The 20,266-nt window shown below is 77.3% G+C and carries 17 protein-coding genes; 8 read left to right on the forward strand and 9 right to left on the reverse strand.

Features of this window, described 5'->3' with window-relative positions; all coding sequences use genetic code 11:
- Nucleotides 1–104 precede the first annotated feature (104 nt).
- On the reverse strand, nt 105–1,484 hold the full coding sequence (locus AS188_RS05555) for a TIGR01777 family oxidoreductase (protein WP_083529550.1): 1,380 nt from the start codon (nt 1,482–1,484) through the stop codon (nt 105–107).
- Nucleotides 1,485–1,653: 169 nt separating this feature from the next.
- Between AS188_RS05555 and AS188_RS05560 the strand changes: the two genes are divergently transcribed.
- From AS188_RS05560 to AS188_RS05580, 5 genes are all read left to right on the forward strand, one after another.
- Nucleotides 1,654–1,932, forward strand: coding sequence for a hypothetical protein (locus AS188_RS05560; protein WP_058858016.1), 279 nt, complete (start codon nt 1,654–1,656; stop codon nt 1,930–1,932).
- 47 nt (nt 1,933–1,979) lie between these two features.
- Nucleotides 1,980–2,201 (forward strand): hypothetical protein, encoded by a 222-nt coding sequence (locus tag AS188_RS05565; protein WP_058858017.1) that lies wholly within the window; start codon nt 1,980–1,982, stop codon nt 2,199–2,201.
- Between the two features lie 90 nt (nt 2,202–2,291).
- Nucleotides 2,292–2,879 carry a histidine phosphatase family protein gene (locus AS188_RS05570; RefSeq protein WP_058858018.1) on the forward strand — a complete coding sequence of 196 codons (588 nt, stop codon included), beginning with the start codon at nt 2,292–2,294 and terminating at the stop codon, nt 2,877–2,879.
- Between the two features lie 162 nt (nt 2,880–3,041).
- A complete protein-coding gene (locus AS188_RS05575) occupies nt 3,042–7,910 on the forward strand; it encodes an NAD-glutamate dehydrogenase (protein WP_058859753.1) in 4,869 nt (1,622 codons plus the stop codon).
- A 10-nt stretch (nt 7,911–7,920) separates the two neighbouring features.
- Nucleotides 7,921–9,348 carry a phytoene desaturase family protein gene (locus tag AS188_RS05580; protein ID WP_058858019.1) on the forward strand — a complete coding sequence of 476 codons (1,428 nt, stop codon included), beginning with the start codon at nt 7,921–7,923 and terminating at the stop codon, nt 9,346–9,348.
- A gap of 15 nt (nt 9,349–9,363) precedes the next feature.
- On the opposite strand, the gene AS188_RS05585 is transcribed toward AS188_RS05580, so the two are convergent.
- The gene (locus AS188_RS05585) at nt 9,364–12,147 is read right to left on the reverse strand and encodes a multicopper oxidase domain-containing protein (protein ID WP_058858020.1); all 2,784 of its coding nucleotides are present in this window, start codon (nt 12,145–12,147) and stop codon (nt 9,364–9,366) included.
- Between the two features lie 84 nt (nt 12,148–12,231).
- Here AS188_RS05585 and AS188_RS05590 point away from each other — a divergent pair, with 84 nt between their 5' ends.
- Nucleotides 12,232–12,732, forward strand: a complete 501-nt coding sequence (locus tag AS188_RS05590; RefSeq protein ID WP_058858021.1) for a DUF456 domain-containing protein — start codon at nt 12,232–12,234, stop codon at nt 12,730–12,732.
- Between the two features lie 61 nt (nt 12,733–12,793).
- Here AS188_RS05590 and AS188_RS05595 read toward each other — a convergent pair whose 3' ends face one another.
- From AS188_RS05595 to AS188_RS05620, 6 genes are all read right to left on the reverse strand, one after another.
- Nucleotides 12,794–14,161 (reverse strand): molybdopterin molybdotransferase MoeA, encoded by a 1,368-nt coding sequence (locus tag AS188_RS05595; protein WP_058858022.1) that lies wholly within the window; start codon nt 14,159–14,161, stop codon nt 12,794–12,796.
- The gene (locus tag AS188_RS05600) at nt 14,162–14,491 is read right to left on the reverse strand and encodes a DUF6457 domain-containing protein (RefSeq protein WP_058858023.1); all 330 of its coding nucleotides are present in this window, start codon (nt 14,489–14,491) and stop codon (nt 14,162–14,164) included. It abuts the gene before it with no gap.
- 46 nt (nt 14,492–14,537) lie between these two features.
- Nucleotides 14,538–15,119, reverse strand: a complete 582-nt coding sequence (gene mobA, locus AS188_RS05605; protein WP_083529277.1) for a molybdenum cofactor guanylyltransferase — start codon at nt 15,117–15,119, stop codon at nt 14,538–14,540.
- 5 nt (nt 15,120–15,124) lie between these two features.
- Nucleotides 15,125–15,382: a MoaD/ThiS family protein gene (locus AS188_RS05610; RefSeq protein ID WP_112254885.1), complete on the reverse strand. Its 258-nt coding sequence runs from the start codon at nt 15,380–15,382 to the stop codon at nt 15,125–15,127.
- A 75-nt stretch (nt 15,383–15,457) separates the two neighbouring features.
- Nucleotides 15,458–16,552 carry a GTP 3',8-cyclase MoaA gene (gene moaA / locus AS188_RS05615; protein WP_058858025.1) on the reverse strand — a complete coding sequence of 365 codons (1,095 nt, stop codon included), beginning with the start codon at nt 16,550–16,552 and terminating at the stop codon, nt 15,458–15,460.
- A gap of 106 nt (nt 16,553–16,658) precedes the next feature.
- Complete coding sequence (locus tag AS188_RS05620) at nt 16,659–16,994, reverse strand: hypothetical protein (protein ID WP_058858026.1); 336 nt, start codon at nt 16,992–16,994, stop codon at nt 16,659–16,661.
- A gap of 79 nt (nt 16,995–17,073) precedes the next feature.
- Between AS188_RS05620 and AS188_RS05625 the strand changes: the two genes are divergently transcribed.
- Together AS188_RS05625 and AS188_RS05630 are read left to right on the forward strand one after the other, a co-directional pair.
- Nucleotides 17,074–18,318 carry a molybdopterin molybdotransferase MoeA gene (locus AS188_RS05625; RefSeq protein ID WP_058858027.1) on the forward strand — a complete coding sequence of 415 codons (1,245 nt, stop codon included), beginning with the start codon at nt 17,074–17,076 and terminating at the stop codon, nt 18,316–18,318.
- A gap of 69 nt (nt 18,319–18,387) precedes the next feature.
- A complete protein-coding gene (locus AS188_RS05630) occupies nt 18,388–18,768 on the forward strand; it encodes a hypothetical protein (protein WP_058858028.1) in 381 nt (126 codons plus the stop codon).
- Between the two features lie 123 nt (nt 18,769–18,891).
- On the opposite strand, the gene AS188_RS05635 is transcribed toward AS188_RS05630, so the two are convergent.
- A complete protein-coding gene (locus tag AS188_RS05635; protein ID WP_058858029.1) occupies nt 18,892–20,100 on the reverse strand; it encodes a cytochrome P450 in 1,209 nt (402 codons plus the stop codon).
- Nucleotides 20,101–20,266: the final 166 nt, after the last annotated feature.

The raw sequence follows: 20,266 nt of genomic DNA on the forward strand, positions 1-20,266 counted from the left end.
CCCACCGGCGCGCCGAGCCCCCACACCCCATCCTGCGGTGGTGTGGGGGCTCGATGCTGTCGTGGGGGCTCGGCGCTGCCGGGGGCCCCGCGGAGGAGGGGGCGTCAGAAGCGGCCCAGCTCCTCCCGCAGCGCCGAGCCGAGGTCGGGGTGGCGGAAGCGGTAGCCGCGGTCGATCGCCCGGTCGGCGGAGACCCGCTGGTCGGCGAGCGCCATGAGCTGGGCCCCCTCCGCGCCCAGCACGAGCCGCGGCCCCAGGCCCGGGGTGGGCAGCAGCGCCGGGCGGCCCAGGACCTTGCCGAGCACCCGGGCGTGCTCCCGGCCCGTCACGGGCAGGGGCGCCACCGCGTTGACCGGGCCGTGCAGCCCGGGGCTGAGCACGGCGTGGGCGAGCAGCCCCACGGCGTCGTCGAGCGAGATCCAGCTCAGCCACTGCCGGCCCGAGCCGAGCCGCCCGCCCAGGCCCGCGAGGAACAGCGGCAGCTGGGCCCGCAGCGCCCCTCCGGCCGGGGTCTGCACGACCCCGGTGCGCACCAGCACCACCCGGGTGACGGGGGCGGCCTCCATCGCGGCCTGCTCCCAGGCCCGGCAGACGCGGGCCAGGAAGTCGTCGCCGGGCGGGGACTTCTCCGTGACCTCCTCCCCGTGGGTGTCGGCGCCGTAGTAGCCGATCGCCGAGCCGCTGACCAGGGCCGCGGGCGCGTCCGCGCCCAGCTGCACGAAGGCGCGGGCGAGCAGACGGGTGCCGAGCACCCGGGAGTCGTGGATCTCCTGCTTGGCGCGCTCGCCGAGCCGGCCGGCGATGCTGCGCCCGGCCAGGTTCACGACGACGTCGACGCCGCGCAGCGACTCCGGGTCCAGCTGCCCGCCCTGCGGGTCCCAGCCGATCTCGTGCGGGCCGCGGGGCGCGCGGCGCACCAGGCGCAGCACGGTGTGCCCGCCGGTGCTCAGGAGCGCGGCCAGCTGCGTGCCGATCGTCCCCGACGCGCCCGTGAGCGCGACCGTCAGCGGCCGGCCGGGGTGGCCGGCGTGGAACTCCAGGTCGGCCAGCAGGCGCCGGGCGCGGGCCTCGAACTGCCGCTCCAGGGTGGGACCCATCAGCCGGTCGCCGAAGCGGCGGTCGCCGGGCAGCGCCGCGTACTCCACCGTGTCCGTGACCACGGTCCCGCCCTGCCCGTCGTCGTCGAAGCGGTGCCGGTGCTCCCACGCGGCCAGCGGGCCGCGCACCATCCGGTCCCGGAACTCCCGGCCCGGCACGAGACCGTGGTGCTCGGCCGTCCACGGCACCGTGACCAGCCCGCAGCTGCCCGGCACGGCGACCCGCAGCCGCGACCGGGTGCCCTCGCCCAGGGGCGGGGAGGACTCCTCGACCACCGACCCCGCCCAGGCGGGGGTCAGCCGCGTGAGCGCCCCGGGGCGGGCGTGCCACCCGAAGACGTCCTCGACGGGATGGGGCACACGGGTGGTCCTGCTGAACTCGGTCATGGCGTTCACTCAACCCCCATCCGCCCCGCGCGTCCAGGAACCGGCCGCCCCGGGCCCGCCGTGTCCTGCCGGTTCCTGGACGCGCGGGACCGGACGGGAGGCCCGCAGCGGTTCCCCCGTGTGGCCCCGGTCACTAGGCTGGGGGCACGTCCGACCGAAGGAGGTTCCCATGACCGCTCCGCGCCCCGACGACGACCCCCGCCTCGACGACGTCCTCGAACCCGGGGACGACGCCCTGCCGCAGCCCATCGCCCAGGGCCACGCCGGGCAGCCCGAGCACCTCGACGACGACGCCCTCGCGGCCGCGACCGAGCAGGAGCGCGTGGCCGCCGGCCTGGCCGACTTCGCCCCGAGCCAGGTGCCCCCGGCCACGGACCCGCTGCCCGAGGGCTCGGCCGAGGCCGCGGACCGGGCCCAGCGCGGCCTGGCCGAGGAGGACGAGGGCTGAGACGCGGCCCGCAGGACACCCACCGCAGCACACCCGAGGAGGCCGACGTGGTCGAACGAGGCAGCACCAAGCACGGTGCCGAGCTGGACGAGCAGATGAAGCACGAGGTGCAGAGCGAGGTGGACGGCGTCCAGCCGGACCACGTCGAGGAGCACCGGCAGACGGAGGCGTGGGTCGACGAGACCGACGACCCCGAGGTCCGCGCCGCCGTCGAGGAGCGCGAGCGCGCGCCCCGTCCCGACGCAGGACGGGCACCGGGCGAGCCGTAGGCCCGGACGAGCGGCGGGCGCCGCCGGCGCCGGGACCCTCCCGGCGCCGGCGGGCTTGCCCTCGCGCCCGGCGTCGCCCACAGTGAACGGGTGACGAACCCCGGACGCATCGTGCTCATCCGCCACGGCCAGACCGACTGGAACCTCGCCGAGAGGCTGCAGGGCGCCGTGGACGTGCCCCTCAACGACACCGGCCGGCACCAGGCCCGCGAGGCCGGCCGGCTGCTGCGCGAGCAGGCCCTCGCGTGGGACGTGGTCGTCTCCTCCCCGCTGGGCCGGGCCGTGGAGACCGCCCGGCTCATCGGCGAGGCCCTCGGCCTCGAGCCGGCCGGCACCTACCCCGAGCTCACCGAGCGCGGCTTCGGCCGCCACGAGGGCGCCAGCTACGCGGGCCTGGGCCCGGCCGAGCGCGAGGCGCTCATGGGCGCGGGCGAGCCGGCCGGAGCCGTGGCCCGCCGGGGGCTGGCCGCCCTGCACAGGATCCGCCGGGAGCACCCCGGACGCCACGTGCTGGTCGTGGCCCACGGCTCCCTCATCCGCCTGACCCTCTCGCACCTGCACGGGCGGGCCCACCCGCGGATCGGCAACTGCGAGGTGGTGCCCGTGGGCGTCGAGGCCCTCGCCGCCGCCCACGAGGCCGCCGCCGACACCCCTGACACGGCGCTCCCCGTTCAATAAGCTGGGGGGCACCAGGGACGGCCCCACGAGGGACCGTCCACCTCCCGAGGCGGCGACGACGGCGCACAGGACGTGCTGCTCGCGCCGCCCAGGCACCGAAGGCGTGATGCGGCTGTGGCCCCTGACCAGTACACGATCCCCGACGAGGACCGCACCGAGGCGATGCCCGTGCTCGCGCAGCCCCCGCGGTGGAGCGGCGAGCTCGAGTGGGTCAACGAGTACTACCGGCACGCGCCGCCCGGGGACCTGCTGGCGCACACCGAGGAGGAGCTGCGGCTGCGCGCCGAGCACCACCGGGAGGTCGGGCGCGTGCGGGCACCGGGGGACAGCGCCGTGGGCGTGCGCCGGGAGGACTCGGCCTCCGTGGTCTTCGTGGTCACCGAGGACGTCCCCTACCTCGTGAGCACGGTCACCGCCGAGATCGCGGCCCGGTGGGGCGGGGCGCGGCTGGTGATCCACCCGGTCCTGGTCGCCGACCGGGACCGGGAGGGCCACGAGCTGCGGGACCTGCAGCCGCTGGCCGACGTGGCCACGAGCTCCAGCGGCGACACGACCGCCCTGCCGGTCCTGCCCGGGGCGGGCGACGGGGTGCGGCGCAGCGTCGAGTCGTGGATCTCCGTGGAGCTGCTGGACCCGCTGTCCGAGGAGACGGCCGGGCAGCTCGTCGAGCGGCTCACCGGCCTGCTGGCGGACGTGCACCGGATCGGGCGCGACCAGTCGAAGCTGCGGCACCGGGTGAAGGTCCTGGCCCTGGACCTCGAGGAGCTCGAGGACCTGGAGCTGCCCGGCGGCGGGCGCCCGCCGCGGGTGCGGGAGTCGCAGGAGTTCCTGCGCTGGCTGCTCGAGGGCAACTTCATCCTCATGGGCTTCAAGGAGTACGACCTCGAGGACTCCGACGAGGGCCTGTCCCTGGTCTCCCGCCCCGGCACGGGGCTGGGCCTGCTGCAGGAGCGCGACGAGCGCCCGCACCGCCAGCTGCTGACGGGCCTGGGCCGGGAGCACGCCCGCGAGGCCGGCACGCTGTTCATCACCAAGGCCAACCGCCGCTCCTCGATCCACCGCCGCGAGTACCTCGACTACATCGGCGTCGCCAAGTACGACGACGACGGGCGGATCGTCGGCGAGTACCTCGTGCTCGGGCTGTTCTCCCGCCGCGCCTACAACACCCCGGTGCGCGAGACCCCGCTGATCAAGGAGAAGATGGCCGAGGTCGCCGCGCGCTTCGGCTTCCTCGAGGACTCCCACTCCGCCCGCGACCTCATGGGCAACATCGAGGACTACCCGCGCGACGAGCTCTTCCACATGACCGCCGACGAGCTCTACGACATCATGCGCGGGGTCATGGGCCTGGACGAGCGCCGCCAGACCCGGCTGTTCCTGCGCCAGGACCACTTCGGGCGGTTCATGTCCGCGGTCGTGTTCCTGCCGCGCGACCGCTACAACACCTCCGTGCGCGGGCGGATCGAGGCGGAGCTGGCGAAGACCTTCGACGCCGAGGAGATCGACTTCGACGCGCGGCTGACCTCCTCGACCCTCGCCCGGCTGTTCTTCCGGATCCGCCTGCCCTACACCGGCGAGGTGCAGTCCTTCGACCGCGAGGCCCTCGAGGCCCGGCTGCGCGCCGCCGTGCGGTCCTGGCCCGAGGCGCTGGCGCGGACCATCCACCGCACCTTCCCCGAGGAGCTGGCCCGCCGGCACGCCCGCAACTGGGCCGGGGCGTTCCCGGAGGCCTACCGCGCCGACTACGAGATCGAGGAGGCCGTCGAGGACCTGCAGCGCTGCGAGGAGCTGTGGGGCCGCGACCCGGACCTGCCCGCGGAGGTGCGGGTCGTCGACGGGCCGGAGGGGGTGCGGCTGAACATCTACCTCACCCGCTCCCTGTCGCTGACCGAGCTGCTGCCGATGCTGCAGAACCTCGGGCTGACCGTCCTGGACCAGAAGCCCTACGAGGTCGCCCCCGCGGACGGGCGCCACTTCCAGCTCTACGACTTCGGGGTGCGCCTGCCCGAGGGCGTGGACGCGACCGGCCCGGAGGACGCCAAGACCGAGGACCTCATCGAGGACACCCTGTGCGCGGTGCTCTCCGGGCGCTCGGAGTCCGACGCCCTGAACCGGCTCGTGCTCGCCGAGCGGATGACGTGGCGGCCGGTCGCGGTGCTGCGCTCCTACGTGCGCTACCTGCTGCAGCTGGGCCACCCCAACTCGTTCGAGTACATCGCCGACACCCTGCTGGCCTTCCCCGCCGTCACCCGCGGGCTCAGCGAGTTCTTCGACGCCAGCTTCAACCCCGCCCACGACGACGACGTGCGCGAGTCCCTGCGCGAGGGCGCCGACCGGCGGCTGCGGGAGGCGCTCGAGGAGGTCCCGACCCTCGACGCCGACAAGCTGCTGCGGGCCCTGGCCGAGATCATGGCCGCGACCCTGCGCACCAACGTCTACCGGCACCGCCCGACCATGGCCTTCAAGCTCAGCCCGCGCCGGATCCCCGCCGCCCCGCTGCCGCACCCGATGTTCGAGATCTGGGTGTGGTCCCCGCGGGTCGAGGGCACGCACCTGCGCTTCGGGCCCGTGGCCCGCGGCGGGCTGCGCTGGTCGGACCGCCGCGAGGACTTCCGCACCGAGGTCCTCGGGCTCGTGAAGGCCCAGATGGTCAAGAACGCGGTGATCGTCCCCAACGGCGCCAAGGGCGGGTTCTTCCCCAAGCAGCTGCCGGACCCGGCCGCGGACCGGGACGCGTGGCTGGCCGAGGGCCGGGAGGCCTACAAGCTGTTCATCTCCTCCCTGCTCGAGGTCACCGACAACCTGGTCCGGGACGAGGACGGCAACGACGTCGTCGTCCACCCCGAGAACGTGGTGCGCCGCGACGGCCAGGACTCCTACCTCGTGGTGGCCGCGGACAAGGGCACCGCGTCCTTCTCGGACACCGCCAACGCGATCGCCCTCGAGCAGGGCTTCTGGCTCGGGGACGCGTTCGCCTCCGGCGGGTCGGTCGGCTACGACCACAAGGCCATGGGCATCACCGCCCGCGGCGCGTGGGAGTCGGTCAGGCGCCACTTCTTCGAGCTCGGGGTGGACACCCAGAGCGAGGACTTCACGGTCGTGGGCGTGGGCGACATGTCCGGGGACGTGTTCGGCAACGGCATGCTGCTCTCCGAGCACATCAAGCTCGTGGCCGCGTTCGACCACCGGGACGTCTTCCTCGACCCGGACCCCGACCCGGCCGTCTCCTACGCCGAGCGCGAGCGGCTGTTCGCCATGCCCCGGTCCTCCTGGAAGGACTACGACCGGCAGAAGATCTCCGAGGGCGGCGGCGTGCACCCGCGCACGGCCAAGTCCGTGCCGGTCTCCCCGCAGGTGCGCCGGGCCCTGGACCTGCCGGAGGGCACGGAGGAGCTGACGCCGATCGAGCTGATCCAGGCGATCCTCAGGGCCCCCGCCGACCTGCTCTACAACGGCGGGATCGGCACCTACGTGAAGTCCGCCGAGGAGCCGCACACGGCCGTGGGGGACAAGGCCAACGACGCCATCCGCGTCGACGGCCGGGACCTGCGCGTGCGCGTGGTCGGGGAGGGCGGCAACCTGGGCTGCACCCAGCTGGGCCGCGTCGAGGCCGCCCTGAACGGCGTGCTCATCAACACCGACGCGATCGACAACTCCGGCGGCGTGGAGTCCTCCGACCGCGAGGTGAACATCAAGATCCTCGTGGACCGCATGGTCGAGGCGGGGGAGCTGGGCACCGAGGAGCGGGCCGGGTTCATCGAGTCGATGACCGACGAGGTCGCCGAGCTGGTGCTGGACACCAACGAGGCCCAGAACGTGCTGCTGACCACCGAGCGGGCCCGCGTCACCGACCTCAACGAGGCGTACCTGCGCTTCGTGCACTGGCTCGAGGAGCACGCCGACCTGGACCGGTCGATCGAGTTCCTGCCCACGGACGAGCAGCTGCGCGAACGGGTGCGGGCGGGCCAGGGCCTGACCTCCCCGGAGCTGTCGGTGCTCGCCGCCTACGCCAAGATCCAGCTCTCCGAGGCACTGGTGGACTCCGACCTCGCCGAGGACCCGTGGCTGGGCACGGTGCTGGAGCGCTACTTCCCCGCGCAGATCACCGAGCGCTTCGGGGAGCTCGTCGGCACCCACCCGCTGCGCAAGGAGATCATCGGCACGATGGTCGCCAACCAGATGATCAACTACGGCGGGATCCCCTACGTCTACCGGGTCGTGGAGGAGACCGGGTGCGCCCCGGTCGACGTCGCGCGCGCGTTCGTGGCCGCCGTGCAGATCTACGAGATCGACCGCTACGCCCACGCCCACCGGGAGCTGCCGGCGGACGTGCCCACCGAGCTGTGGGACCGGATGTTCCTGGACATGCGCCGGCTGCTCGACCGGGTGGTCCGCTGGCTGATCCACCGCCAGGAGATCCGGCGCCCGATCGGCGAGGTGATCGAGCGCTACAAGCCGACCGTGGACATCCGCTTCATCGAGGAGCGGCTGCTCGGGGAGGACTCCCGCGAGCGGGTGGACGCCCTGGCCGAGGCGGCCCAGCGGCAGGGGGTGCCCGCGGAGCTGGCCACGGAGTGGTCGCAGTTGCTGGACGCCTTCGCGCTGCTCGACGTCGCCCGCCTCGCCCACGCCACGGGCGAGGCCGTGGCCGAGGACGGGACGCCGGACGAGGAGCGGATCAAGACCATCGCCAAGGTCTACTTCCGGCTCTACGACCGGTACCGGATCGAGAGCCTGCTCAACCGGATCACCGCCCTGCCGCAGGGCACCCGGTGGGAGAACCTGGCGCGGATGTCGATGCGCGAGGACGTCTACTCGACCCTCGTCCAGCTCGCCGACCAGGCGCTGCGCGCCCCCGGCGAGGACGACCGGGCGAAGGTCGAGGCGTGGGAGCGGGCCAACGAGTCCCGCCTCGTCCGGCTGCGGGAGGTGCTCGCGCAGATCGAGGAGGAGTCCACGGGCGAGCCCGCGACCGAGCTCGCGTCCCTGTCCGTGGCCCTGCGCACGATGCGCGCGGCGCTGGCGGAGTAGGCGCACGCCGGTGCGGGCCACCGCGGCGGTCGTCGGCTCCGGCCCCAACGGGCTGGGCGCCGCCGTGGTGCTCGCCCGCGCCGGGCTCGAGGTCGTCGTCCACGAGGCGGCCCCGACCCCGGGCGGGGCCGCCCGGTCGGCGCCGCTGCTGGGGCCCGGCACCGTGGTCGACCTCGGCGCCGCCGTGCACCCCTTCGGCGCCGCCAGCCCGCTGCTGCGCGCCCTGGACCTGGGCCGCCACGGCCTGGAGTGGCTGCACCCGCCGGTCGTCGCCGCGCACCCGCTCGACGACGGCCCGGCGGGGCTGCTGCACCGCTCCCTGGCGCGCACCGCGGAGGAGCTGGGGCCCGACGGCCGGGCCTGGACCGCCCTGCACCGGGGCGTGGCCGAGCGGTGGGAGGACGTGGCCGAGACCGCCCTGGGCCCGCTCCTGCGCCGGCCCCGGCACCCGGCGGCGCTGGCCTCTTTCGGGCTGCGGGCCCCGTGGCCGGCCGCGGCCACGGCCCGGGCGCTGTTCCGCACCGAGCGCGCCCGCGGCCTGTTCGCCGGCTCGGCCGCCCACGCGGTGCTGCCGCCGGGGCACGTGCTCACCTCGGCGTTCGGGACGCTCTTCGGCGCGGCCGCCCACACCACGGGCTGGCCGGTGGCCCGCGGCGGCTCGCAGGCGGTCGCCGACGCCCTCGTGGCGGAGCTCGCCGCCCACGGCGGGCGGGTGGTCACGGACTCGCCCGTGACGGACCTGCGGCAGGTGCGACCGGCCGACGTCGTGCTCCTGGACCTGGCCCCGCGGCAGGTGCTGGCCCTGGGCGGGCTCGACCTGCCGCCGCGCTACCGGCGGGCGCTGGCGCGGTGGCGCCACGGGCCGGGCGCCCACAAGGTCGACCTCCTGCTCGACGGACCCGTGCCGTGGCGCGACCCGCGGGTGGGCCGGGCCGGGACGGTGCACCTCGGCGGGACGCTCGCCGAGATCGGTGCCGCCGCCGCACAGGTGCGCGCCGGCCGGCTGCCCGAGCGGCCCTTCGTCCTCGTGGCCCAGCAGGGGGTCGCCGACCCCTCCCGGGCGCCGGCGGGCCGGCACGTGCTGTGGGCCTACGCGCACGTCCCGCACGGGTGCGCGGACCCGGCGGCGGGGGAGCGGGTGCTCGGCCAGCTCGAGCGCTTCGCCCCCGGGGTGCGCGACCGGGTCCTCGCCCGGGTGGACACCCCGCCGGCGCGGCTGGAGGAGTGGAACCCGAACCTCGTGGGCGGGGACGTCGGCGGCGGGGCGCTCGACGGGCTCCAGCAGGTCTTCCGCCCGGCCGTGCAGGCCGACCCCTACGCCACGGGCGTGCCGGGGGTGTGGCTGTGCTCGTCCTCGACGCCCCCGGGCGGCGGGGTGCACGCGATGGCCGGGGCGCACGCGGCGGCGCGGGCCCTGCGGGAGCTCGCCCGCCGCTGACGGCGTCCGCCCGGCTCAGCCCTCGACGCGGATCAGGCCGCGGGCCCCGCGCTCGGCCGCCGCGAGGTCGTGGTCGAGGAACGGGTAGGTGCCCGGCTCGGCGAACGTGAGCTCGACGAACCCGCCCTGCGCCGGGGCGAGGTCGAGCGCCTGCGCCCCGCCCTGCTCGGGCCCGCCGGGGCGCAGGAGGTAGGCGCCCTCCTTGTGGACGGTGTCGAACTGCCCGCCCACCACGTGGAAGCTCAGGCCCCCGGAGGGTCCGGCCGCGAGCAGCCGGATCCGCACCCGCTCGCCCACCCGGGCGCGCAGCGGCTCGTGCAGGTACTGGGTGGCGTGGCCGTTGAAGACCGTCAGGGACGGGGTGCCGGCGCGCACCCGCTCCGGGGAGACGACCGCGGTGCCGGGCCCGTCCCCCGGGGCCAGGTAGGCCTCGCTGTGCACGAGCAGGTACTCGCGGTCGACGGGCGGCAGGCCCGGCGGGTCGACCACCACGGCGCCGAACATGCCGGCGGCCACGTGGCTGCTCATCGGGGCGGTCGCGCAGTGGTAGAGCCAGGTCCCCGACCGGACCGCCTCGAAGCGGTAGGTCAGCGACTCCCCGGGCGGGACGGTGCGCATCGGCCCGTCGGGGGCCACGACCCCGGCGTGGAAGTCCACGGAGTGGCCCGTCGTCCCGCCGTTGCGCAGCTCGACCTCGAAGACGTCGCCGACCTCCCCGTGCAGGGTCGGGCCCGTGTACCGCCCGCCGTAGGTCCACGAGCGCAGCCGCACGCCGGGGGCGAGCTCCTGGTCGAGCTCCTCGACCTCGAGCCGCACCCGGTGGACGCGCCGCCCGTCCTCGACGGGGCCCGCGACCGGTTCCAGCACCGGGGAGCGGGTCGTGTGCTCCGGACCCGGGGCCGCGGCCAGGTCCGCGGCGGCGGCCGGGTCCGGGGCGGCCGCGGGCCCGCCGGCGCTGGTGCCGGCCGTGCCGCCGGCCACCGGCCGCCCGTCCGGCCCGAGGACGACGACCTCGAGGGTCATGCCCGCGGACCGGTGCCCGACGACGGAGCACCACCCCGCCAGGGACGCCCCGACCACGCCCGCCTCGACGGTCGCGGACTGCCCCGGGGCCAGGCGCCCGCTGCCGGCCCCGGAGTCCAGGACCAGGTCGTGGACGCCGCTCGGGTCCTCGTTGACCAGCTCGATCACCAGCTCGTCCCCGGCGGGGACCTCCACGACGGCTGGCTCGAAGCGCATCCCCTCCCGGGCGGCCACGCGCACGACCGTGGTCTCCCCGGTGGGGGCCGTCCCGGCGCCGTCCGCGGCGGGCGCGCCCAGCCCCGCCGCCGCAGGGTCCGCGGCGATACCGGCGGCCACGGCCAGGACCACGGCGAGCACCCCCGCCAGTGCCCCGCGGGCCTGGCGGGCCGGCCGGTCGGGTCCGGCTGCGCCCGGCGGGGCGGCCACGGCGGTGCCCGCACCGCCTGCTGCCGGGCGGTCCGCTGCCGCGGCGCCGCCGCCCGGCCCGGCCGCCGCGGTGCTGGTGCCGCCCGGCCCGGCCGCCGCGGCGGCCGGGCCACCGGCCGCGGCCCGGGCCGCCCGCCGTCCTGCGACCGAGATCCGCGCCGCGGAGACCGTCAGCGGCACGACCGCGAACAGCACGGCCGCGCCGAGGGCGGAGACGCTCACCCGCACCCACGAGGGCAGCGTGCCCGGGGGCAGGGCGAAGAGCAGCACGCACAGGTTGACGACGACCACGCGGAAGGCCGCCCCGCGCCCGAGGGCCCGGTGGGCGGCGCGCACGACGGCCGGGCCGCCGCCCATCGTCACGGGCAGCAGGTAGCTCATGGCCCCCAGCAGCACCTGCACGAGGAACCCGGCCACGAGCGGGACCGTCAGCCGCCCCAGTGCGGCGGCGTCGAAGCCCCCGCGCACGAGCAGCACCGCCAGGGCCACGACCGTTGCGGCCCACCAGGCGGTGCCGGCGGCCAGGCAGAGACCGGCGTGGTCGACCGGCGGCCGGGCCCGGGCCGTGCGGACCATGACGACCAGCACGGCGCCCAGGCCCAGCCCGTAGCCGGCGAGCCCGGCCAGGGCGAGGACCTCGCTGCCCAGCAGCGCGCCGGTGCCGGTGAGCACCACCCCACCGGCCAGCGCCCCCAGCGCGCGGGTGGCGACCCGCACGGCCTCCTCGCGCATCCGGGTGCGCAGGACCGTGGGCCACAGCGTCAGCAGCGTCCCCGCGACGGTCAGGCCCACGAAGCCCAGGACGTTGACGGTCTCGTGGGCGAGCAGCACCCGGGCGTGCACCCGGTCCGGCAGGCCCGCGGCGAGGACCGCGCCCAGCACAGCGCCCACGGGCAGCAGCAGCGCCGCGGCCGCGTAGTAGCGCACCGTCACGGCGAAGCGGGAGGGCAGGGCGGTGCGCAGCTGGGCCAGCAGCGCCGCGCCGTGCCAGGCGACCGCCGCGCCCACGGCGCTCGCCCCCGCGGGGCTCGCCCACCACCACCCGGTCAGCGCACCGGCCACCAGCAGCACGATCCCGGCGTTGAGCACCCCGAGACGGGCCAGCTGCCGCGACCGGGCGGTCCCGGGCAGCCGGTGGCGCAGCAGGGACTCCGTGAAGTGCTGGGACCACACGAGCACCGAGTTGGTGACCAGCCCGAGGGTGGTCAGGTGGACCAGCAGCCAGCGGGCCTCCGGGATCCAGCGGTGGAGCAGGACCACGGCCAGCAGGGCGGCCGTCCACACGCGCACCGGGCGGCCCGCCCGCCGGTGCCAGGAGCTGCGGCGCGCCGGCCGCTGCGGGTCGTGCACGTCGACCTCCCCGTCCCGATAATAAGCATTTCATCCGCAAGTATACCGGTCCCGCGGTGCCGGCCCGGACCGTACGATGAGCGGATGACCGCCGAGATCATCGCGACCGTCGTCGCCGCCGTCCTGCTCTGCGTGGGCTGCCTGGGCATCATCGTGCCCGTGCTGCCCGGCTCGATCCTGGTGGTCGTGGCCCTGGCGGTGTGGGCGTTCACCGTCCAGACGACCGTGGGGTGGGTCGTCCTGGGGGTGGGCGGGGTCCTCGCGATCGCGGGGATGTCCGCGAGCGCCGTGCTCACCGGCACCCGCCTCAAGCGGCGGCAGATCCCCAACCGGTCGCTGCTCTACGCGGCGGTCGGCGCCGTGGTGGGGCTGTTCGTCATCCCGGTCGTGGGGCTGTTCGTGGGCTTCGTGGTGGGCCTGCTGCTGAGCGAGACGGCGCGCCGGCGGGACCTGCGCGCCGCGCTGGCCGCCAGCTGGGCCGCGCTCAAGGCCCTGGGCCTGGGGATCGTCGTGGAGTTCGGGTGCGCGCTGGCGGCCTCGACCGTCTTCGTGCTCGGGGCCGTCGTGCTGTTCACGACCGCCTGAGCCGGACGCCGCACGGCCGGGGCCCGGGCGTGTGCCCGGGCCCCGGCCGCGCGGGCCGTCCTCAGCGCCAGGGCAGCGGCAGCACCTCGACGTCCGCCCCGGCGGCCACGCCGGCGGGCGGGACGACGGCCACGACGTCGGCGTGGGCGAGACCGCGCAGCATGGCGGAGCCGACCTTGTCGCGCGGGTGCACGGCGCCGTCGACCAGGTGGGCGGGCACCAGGGCGGTGACCTTCTGCCCGGGCAGCTCCTCGCCGGCGGGCAGGGTGCGGGGGACCGGTGCGGGGGTGCCGTGCAGCTTCGCGAGCAGCGGCTCCGCGACCGTGAGCATGCTCGACATCGCGGCCAGCGGGTTGCCGGGCAGGCCCACCACGAACGGCCCGCCCTCGGGCAGCCGCGCCAGGAACGTGGGGTGGCCGGGGCGCTGGGCGAGGCCGTCGAGGAGGAACACCGCGCCGAGCTCCTCGAGCGCGGACCGGACGTGGTCGACGCGGGAGTGCCCGGTCCCGCCGGTGGTGATGACGACCTCGCAGCGGGCGTCGAGCACCGAGCCCATCCCGGAGGGCGCCTCGGTGAGCGCGGCCAGCATGGCCCGGGCGGTGTCCTCGACGCGCCGGACCTGGTCGACCGACCCGCCCAGCAGCTCCACGAACGTGGGCAGCTGCGGGCCGAAGGCGTCCCGGACCTGCCCCGGCTCGGGGATCCCGTCCTCCACGACCTCGCTGCCCGTGAGCAGCACGGTCACGCGGGGCCGGCGGCGCACCGGGAGCATGTCGTGGCCGCAGACCGCGGCGAAGGCGATGTGGGCGGGGTTGAGCACGCAGGGGGCGCGCAGGATGACGTCCCCGGCGGCGACCTCCTCGCCGGTGCGGCGGATGTTCTGCCCGTAGGGGATGTCCTCCGCCGAGGGCGCGTGCGCGGCGATCCGCAGCGTCGCCCCGTCCTCGCTCGGCTCGGCGTACTCGTCGCGCAGCACCGCACGGGTCCCCGCGGGGACGAGGCCGCCGGTGACGATGCGCGTGGCCTCGCCCGGCTCGAGGTTGAGCACCGGCCGGTAGAGCTCCCCGGGCGGGATGGTGAGCATCTTGCGGGGGTCGGTCTCGACGGGCTCCGGGTGGCGCACCGTCCACGGCGGCGGGCCGGCCACGGCGAAGCCGTCCATCGCGGAGGACGCGTAGTGCGGCACGGGGATCGGGGCGGTGACGTCCTCGGCGAGGACCTCGCCCAGCGCCTCGCGCAGGGGCAGCCAGTGGTGGGGCAGCGCCTCGGCGGCGTCGTGGGCGAACGCGCGGGCGCGGTGCCACTCGACGTCGTGCAGGGTCTCGACCGGGGCCGGCTCGGGGGCGGGCGCGTCGTCCTCGTCGACGATCACGGGCAGGGCGTGGGTGTACGGGCTGTTGGAGTCCGGGGGCGGTGGCAGGCCGGGCATTCAGTGCTCCTGGGTGTCGGGGACGGTCGAGGGTCGGTGGTCCGGGGCGGGGCCGGTCCCGCCGGGCAGGGCGGCCGCGACGGCGGCGAGGGCCTCGCGCAGCGCGGTCTCCTGGTCCGCGCCGGCGGCGACGGCCCGGCCCACGGCGAAGCCCATGAGGTAGGCGGTCGGCGGCACGGCCGGGCGCACGGCCTCGCGCGCGACCCGGCCGGTGAGCCCGAGCAGCTCCCCCACGGGCAGCCGGGCGTCGGGGACGCCGAGGGCCTCGCGCACCGCGGTGGCCCAGCGCTCGAGGGCCTCCCGCTCGGCGGGGCTCAGCTCCTTGGGCATGGTGTGCTCCTCCCGGGCGGCCGGGGCCGCCCGCTCGTGACGTCGGTCAGCTCAGGCGGTGCCTGCGCACATCGTCCCACGTGTCGACGTCCGCGGTGGCGTCCTCCGGGACCGCGACCTCCTGGAGCACCAGGCCCCGGAGCATCGAGAACACCGAGCGGCCGCTCGGCCGCGCACCGGCGTAGGCGGCGCGCAGGGCCGGGGTGCGGCAGAGGGCGGCCAGGGGCTGGCGGTGCCCGGCGGCGTCGACGGCGACGAGCCCGTCGGCCGCGGGCCCGGCCGCGGCGGCGGCGCGCAGCCCCGCCACGGCGGCGGCGACCCCGGGCATGTCGCAGGCCAGGGTCATGGTCCACGGGACGGGCGGCAGGGGCGCGAGGGCGGCCAGGCCCGCCGCGATGCCGGCGGCGGGGCCCGCGAAGGGAGGGTCCTCCCGGGTGCGCAGCACCCCGCCGGGCAGGTCCAGGTCCTCGGGGCCGACGACGACGACGGCCGCCGCCGCGTCCACGGCGTCCACGGTGATCCGCACGAGGCTGCGCCCGTCCCGGGACAGCCGGGCCTTCGGGGTCCCGCCCAGCCGGGCGGAGCGCCCGCCGGCGAGGACGACCGCGTGGAACCCGGTCCCCGGCACGCCCCTCAGCCGCCCGAGAACGGCGGGAGGACGTCGAGCACGGCCCCGGCCGGCACCGGGGCCTGCGGGTCGGGGCAGGCCACGCCGTCGAGCAGGAAGCTCGAGCGGGCCAGGACCTCGGCCAGCGGCGGGTGCCCGTCCGGGTGGCGGTCCGCCAGCATCCGCTCCACCTCGGCGCGCGCTGCGGGGGCGGCGGGCAGGGCCAGGACCTCCTCGTCGGTGCCGGCGGCGGCGCGGGCGGCGGCGAAGAAGCGCACGCGCAGCGTGCCGGTCGTCGTGGCGGGCACGGCCGCAGCGGGGCGGGTCTCGGTCACGGTCTCCTCCTGGGACAGGGCTGCTCAGCCTCCGATCGCGCTCATCGTCCGGTCGGGCTGGACGTAGTCGGGGGAGTCCAGCCCGGGACGGTCCATGCCGTGGGCGGCCGGCTTGCCCCACATCGCGGCCCGCCAGCGCTCGGCCAGCTGCTCGTCGTCGGCCCCGGCGCGCAGCAGGCCCAGCAGGTCGGACTCCTCGTGGGAGAACAGGCAGGAGCGGATCCGGCCCTCGGCCGTGATGCGGGTGCGCTTGCAGTCGGCGCAGAACGGCTCGGTGACCGAGGCGATGATCCCCACGGTCCCGGCCGGTCCGGGCGCGGCACCGCGCAGCGGGCGGACGTCCCACAGCTCGGCCGGGGCCCCGGCCCGCGGCGCGGGGTGGGGGTCGAGCCGGAACCGCGCCGCGAGCCGGTCCCGGATCTCCGCGGCCGTCACCAGGTTCTGGCGGGTCCAGCCGTGGTCGGCGTCCAGCGGCATCTGCTCGATGAACCGCAGGGCGAAGCCGCGCTCCAGCGCCCAGGCCAGCAGGTCGGGGGCCTCGTGGTCGTTGATCCCGCGCATCAGCACCGCGTTGATCTTCACCGGGGCCAGCCCGGCAGCGGCCGCGGCCTCGGCCCCGGCGAGCACGTCCGCGAGCCGGTCGCGGCGGGCCAGCCGGGCGAAGGTCTGCGCGTCGAGGCTGTCCAGGGAGACGTTGATGCGGCTCAGCCCGGCCGCGGCCAGCCCCTCGGCCCGGGCCGTGAGCCCGATCGCGTTGGTGGTCATCGAGACCGGCAGGTCGGGGTGGGCGGCGCGCACGGCGGCCACGATCTCCTCCAGGTCCCGGCGCACCAGCGGCTCCCCGCCGGTCAGGCGCAGCTCCGTGACGCCCAGCCGGTCCACGCCCACGCCCACGATCCGGGCGATCTCCGCCGGGGACATCAGCGTGGCGGCCGGCAGCCAGGGCAGCCCGCCGGCGGGCATGCAGTAGGTGCAGCGCAGGTTGCACTTGTCGATCACCGACAGCCGCAGGTCGGTGGCGCGGCGGCCGTGGCGGTCGAGCAGCCCGGACCCGGCCGGCGCCCCGGACGGGACCGGGTCCGCGGGCCGGACGCGCGGGATGCCCAGGGAAACGCTCATGCCACCACCTCCTCGGCCGGCGCCCGGGCGGGCGCGGGGTCTGCGCCCAGTCTAAGCAGGGGCCCCCGCCCCGGGAACTGCCGCGCCGGGCCGCGCCCCGCCGGTCTCACGCGCCCCGGTCCGCCGGCGGGGCGAGCTCGTCCAGCCGGGCGAGGGCCCGCCGCCACCGCGCCTCCCGCTCGGCCGGGGTCTGCTCCCACCACGGCGTGCCGCGCTCGCCCAGCCCCGTCTTCGCCAGGCCCACCCGGTCCCGGGCCGCCCGCACGCGCTCCTCCGGGCCCTCGCGCCGGGCCGTGCGCACCGCGGCGCGGGCCCGGCCCAGGTGCGAGCGCAGCCGGGCGGCGGCCTCCTCGGGCAGGTGCGGGTCCTCGCGGCGCCATCGGCGGCCGTCGACCACGAGCCACCGGCCGTCCTCGGTGGGCTGCACGTCACGGGGCGTCATGCCCGCAGTCTGCCAGGCCCGCCGGCGGACCGGCACGCGCCCCGGCCCGGGGGCGGGTTCGCCCGCCTACGCTGGGAGGATGAGCAGGCACGCCCACCCCCCGGCCCGTCCCGTCGACGAGCACCTGCGGGCGGTGACCGCCGCCCTCCGCGACCTGCACCCGCCGGCCCGCACCGTTCCACTGGGGGAGGCGCTGGGCCGCGTCCTGGCGGAGGACCTCGTGGCCCCCCTGGACCTGCAGCCCTTCGACAACGCGCAGATGGACGGGTTCGCGGTCCGGGCCGCCGACACCGCGGGGAACGGCGGGAGGGGCCGGGCCGCCCTCGCCGTCGTCGCCCCCGTGCCCGCCGGGCACCTGCCGCCGCCCCTGGGGCCCGGGGAGGCCGCCCCGGTGATGACCGGTGCGCCGCTGCCGCCCGGCGCGGACGCGGTCGTGCCCGTCGAGGAGGCCGAGCCCCGCGGGTTCCCCGCCGCCGGCGCGACGGTGCGGCTGCCCGCGGACCAGCCCCCCGGGCGCTTCGTGCGCCGCGTGGGCGAGGACGTGCGCGCCGGGACGACCGTCCTGCCCGCCGGGCGGCGCCTGACCCCGGCCCGGATCGGGTTGGCCGCGGCCCTGGGCCTGGACCGGCTGCCGGTGTGCGGGCGGGCCCGGGCGCTCGTGTACACGACCGGCGACGAGCTCGTGCCCCCCGGTGCGCCCCGCGGGCCCGCGCAGGTCTACGACGCCAACGCCGCGATCCTGCGTGCCCAGCTCGAGGAGGCCGGGGTCGAGGTGCTCGCCGCCGGTCTCGTGCCCGACGACCCGGCCGCCTTCGCCGCCCGGCTGGCCGCGGACGTCAGGACCGGCCCCGATCTCGTCGTCACCTCCGGCGGGGTGAGCGAGGGCGCCTACGAGGTGGTCCGCCAGGTGCTGGGCGGGGCCGGGCAGTTCCTCCACGTGGCGGTCCAGCCCGGCGGGCCGCAGGGACTGGCCCGCGTCCACGGCGTGCCGGTCGTGTGCCTGCCCGGCAACCCGGTGAGCACCCTCGTGTCCTTCGAGCTGTTCCTGCGCCCGGCGCTCACCGCCGTCCTGGGCTCCCCCGCGCCCCGGGCCCGCCGCACCGCCCCCCTCGCGGAGCCGGTGCGGCCGCTGCCCGGGCGCACCCAGGTCCGCCGCGCGGTCCTCGAGGCCGGCGCCGTGCGCATGGCCGGCGGGCCCGGCTCCCACCTGCTCGCGGCCGCCGCCCGCGCCGACGCGCTCGCCGTGCTCCCCCCGGGGGCGGACGAGCTGCCCGCGGGGACCCCCGTGGAGGTGCTCGTGCTGGACCCGCCCGAGGGCGGCTAGACTGTCCGGGCCCGCCTCCCGGCTGCCCGCCGGAGGGCCCCGACCCCCGCACAGAACAGGACCGTCCGCGTGAAGTCCCTGCCCGCGCCCCTGCTGCTCGCCGCCGCCGCCGTGATCCAGGCGCTCGGCCGCTGGGAGTACCACCAGAACGCGATCACCGTGGTCGGGCAGCTGCTGTTCCCCATCTTCTTCGCCGGGCTCGCCGTGCTCCTGGCCCGCCGCGGGATCCCCGGCGCCTTCGGCACCGTCCACCTCGCCGTGCTGGCCGCGGCCGCGGTGCTGTTCGTGCTCACCCTCGTGGGCCTCGGCGGGGTCGTGCCCGCCCTCTACCCGGCCGTGTGGGTCTACTACGCCGCGTTCGCGCTGCTGGTCCTCGAGGCCGGGCTGCGGATCGCCGGCACGCCCCGCCGCCCGCGCGAGGACGCCGGGCGCCCGGACGCGGCGCAGTAGCCCCCGGCGCCCCGTCCCCGCGAGGTCCCGCGCGCGCCGCGAGGCCGCGCACCGCTGCGGCGTGGGGCCGCGCGCTCACCGTGGGACCTCGCGGGGCCGGGACGCCGCACGGGGGCCGGAGCCTCAGCGCAGCAGCAGCGGGACGGCCGCGTACCCGCCGCCCGGCGGGACCTCCCGCTCCCGCGGCTGCCGCGGGTCCGGCACGAGCGCCGTCGTCGCCGCGAGCACCGCGCGGGTGAGCTCCCGCAGCTCGAGGGTCGCCAGCGGGCGGCCGGGGCACACGTGCTTGCCGATCCCCCAGACGAGGTTGTACGGGGCGTGCCCCACCGGGTCGAAGTCCCCGGGCTCCCCGAAGACCCGGGGGTCCCGGTTGGCGGCGGTCCAGTTGAGGAAGACCCGCTCGCCCGCGGCGAGCTCGCGGCCGCCGGCCGTGACGGGACGCGTGGTCACCCGCCGGTTCTGCACGAACGGGTCGTCCAGGCGCAGGATCTCGTCGAGCACCTGCCCGAGCTCGCGGTCGGGCACCCCGCGGCGCAGCCGCTCCTGCCGCTGCGGGTGGTCGGCGAGGTGGGCCAGGACCACCCCGGCGCACAGCGCCATCGACCCGAGGTCCCCGCCCGTCCAGTTGCGCAGCACCGAGACGACCTCCTCCTCGGTCAGCGGCCGGCCCTCGACCCGCTCGCGCAGCAGCTCGGTGGTCACGTCGTCGGGCGCGTGCGCGCCCGCGGCGCGGCGGGGTGCGGTCTGGGAGCGGACCAGGGCGTCGAAGCGGCGGGCGGCCGCCGCGGTGCGCTCCGGGCGCCGGGAGCGGGTGGCGGCGCGGTGCTCGGCCGTCCACCGCAGCAGCTCCTCCTCGAGCCCGGGGTCCCAGCCCAGCCACGCGAGCTGGGCCCGCACGGCGAAGCGGGCGCCCAGCGCCACGGCGTCCACGGCCCCGGGGACGGGCAGGTCCGCGACCAGCTCCTCCGCCGTCCGCCGGACCACCGGCCCGAGCGCGGCCGTGCGCTGCGGGGTGAAGAACCGCTCGACCACCGCGCGGAAGGCGGTGTGGGCGGGGCCGTCGAGCCCGTTGGGGACCTGCAGGTGCCGGGAGACCGCGTTGGCGAACGTCTCGTGGTCCAGGGCTGCCGCCACGACCTCGGCGTGCGAGAACAGCGTCCACGCCCCGCCCGCGCCGCGGGCCACGGGGCAGCGCTCGCGCAGTTCGTCGTAGGCGGCCACCGGGTCGCGGCGCACCCGTGGACCGCGCGGGTTCCAGTCGGCGGGCACCGGTCCGGGAGCGGGGACGCCCTCCTCCGGGCCGAACTCGTCGCCGGGCTCGTGCTCGCCCACGGGCTGCTCCTTCCCCGGGCGGCCCCGCCGCGGCGGGAGCGGGGGAGGGCCGGCCCAACTTCCCCAGCCTAGACCCGCGGGGGGCTCTGCGGGCGGACCCAGGGCGACACGCCCCCGCCGCCGCGTAATGTGCGGGGACCCCCCTGACGGGCCCGGGGAACGGGTC

It is taken from the genome of Kocuria flava (genome assembly GCF_001482365.1).
GTDB lineage: Bacteria > Actinomycetota > Actinomycetes > Actinomycetales > Micrococcaceae > Kocuria > Kocuria flava.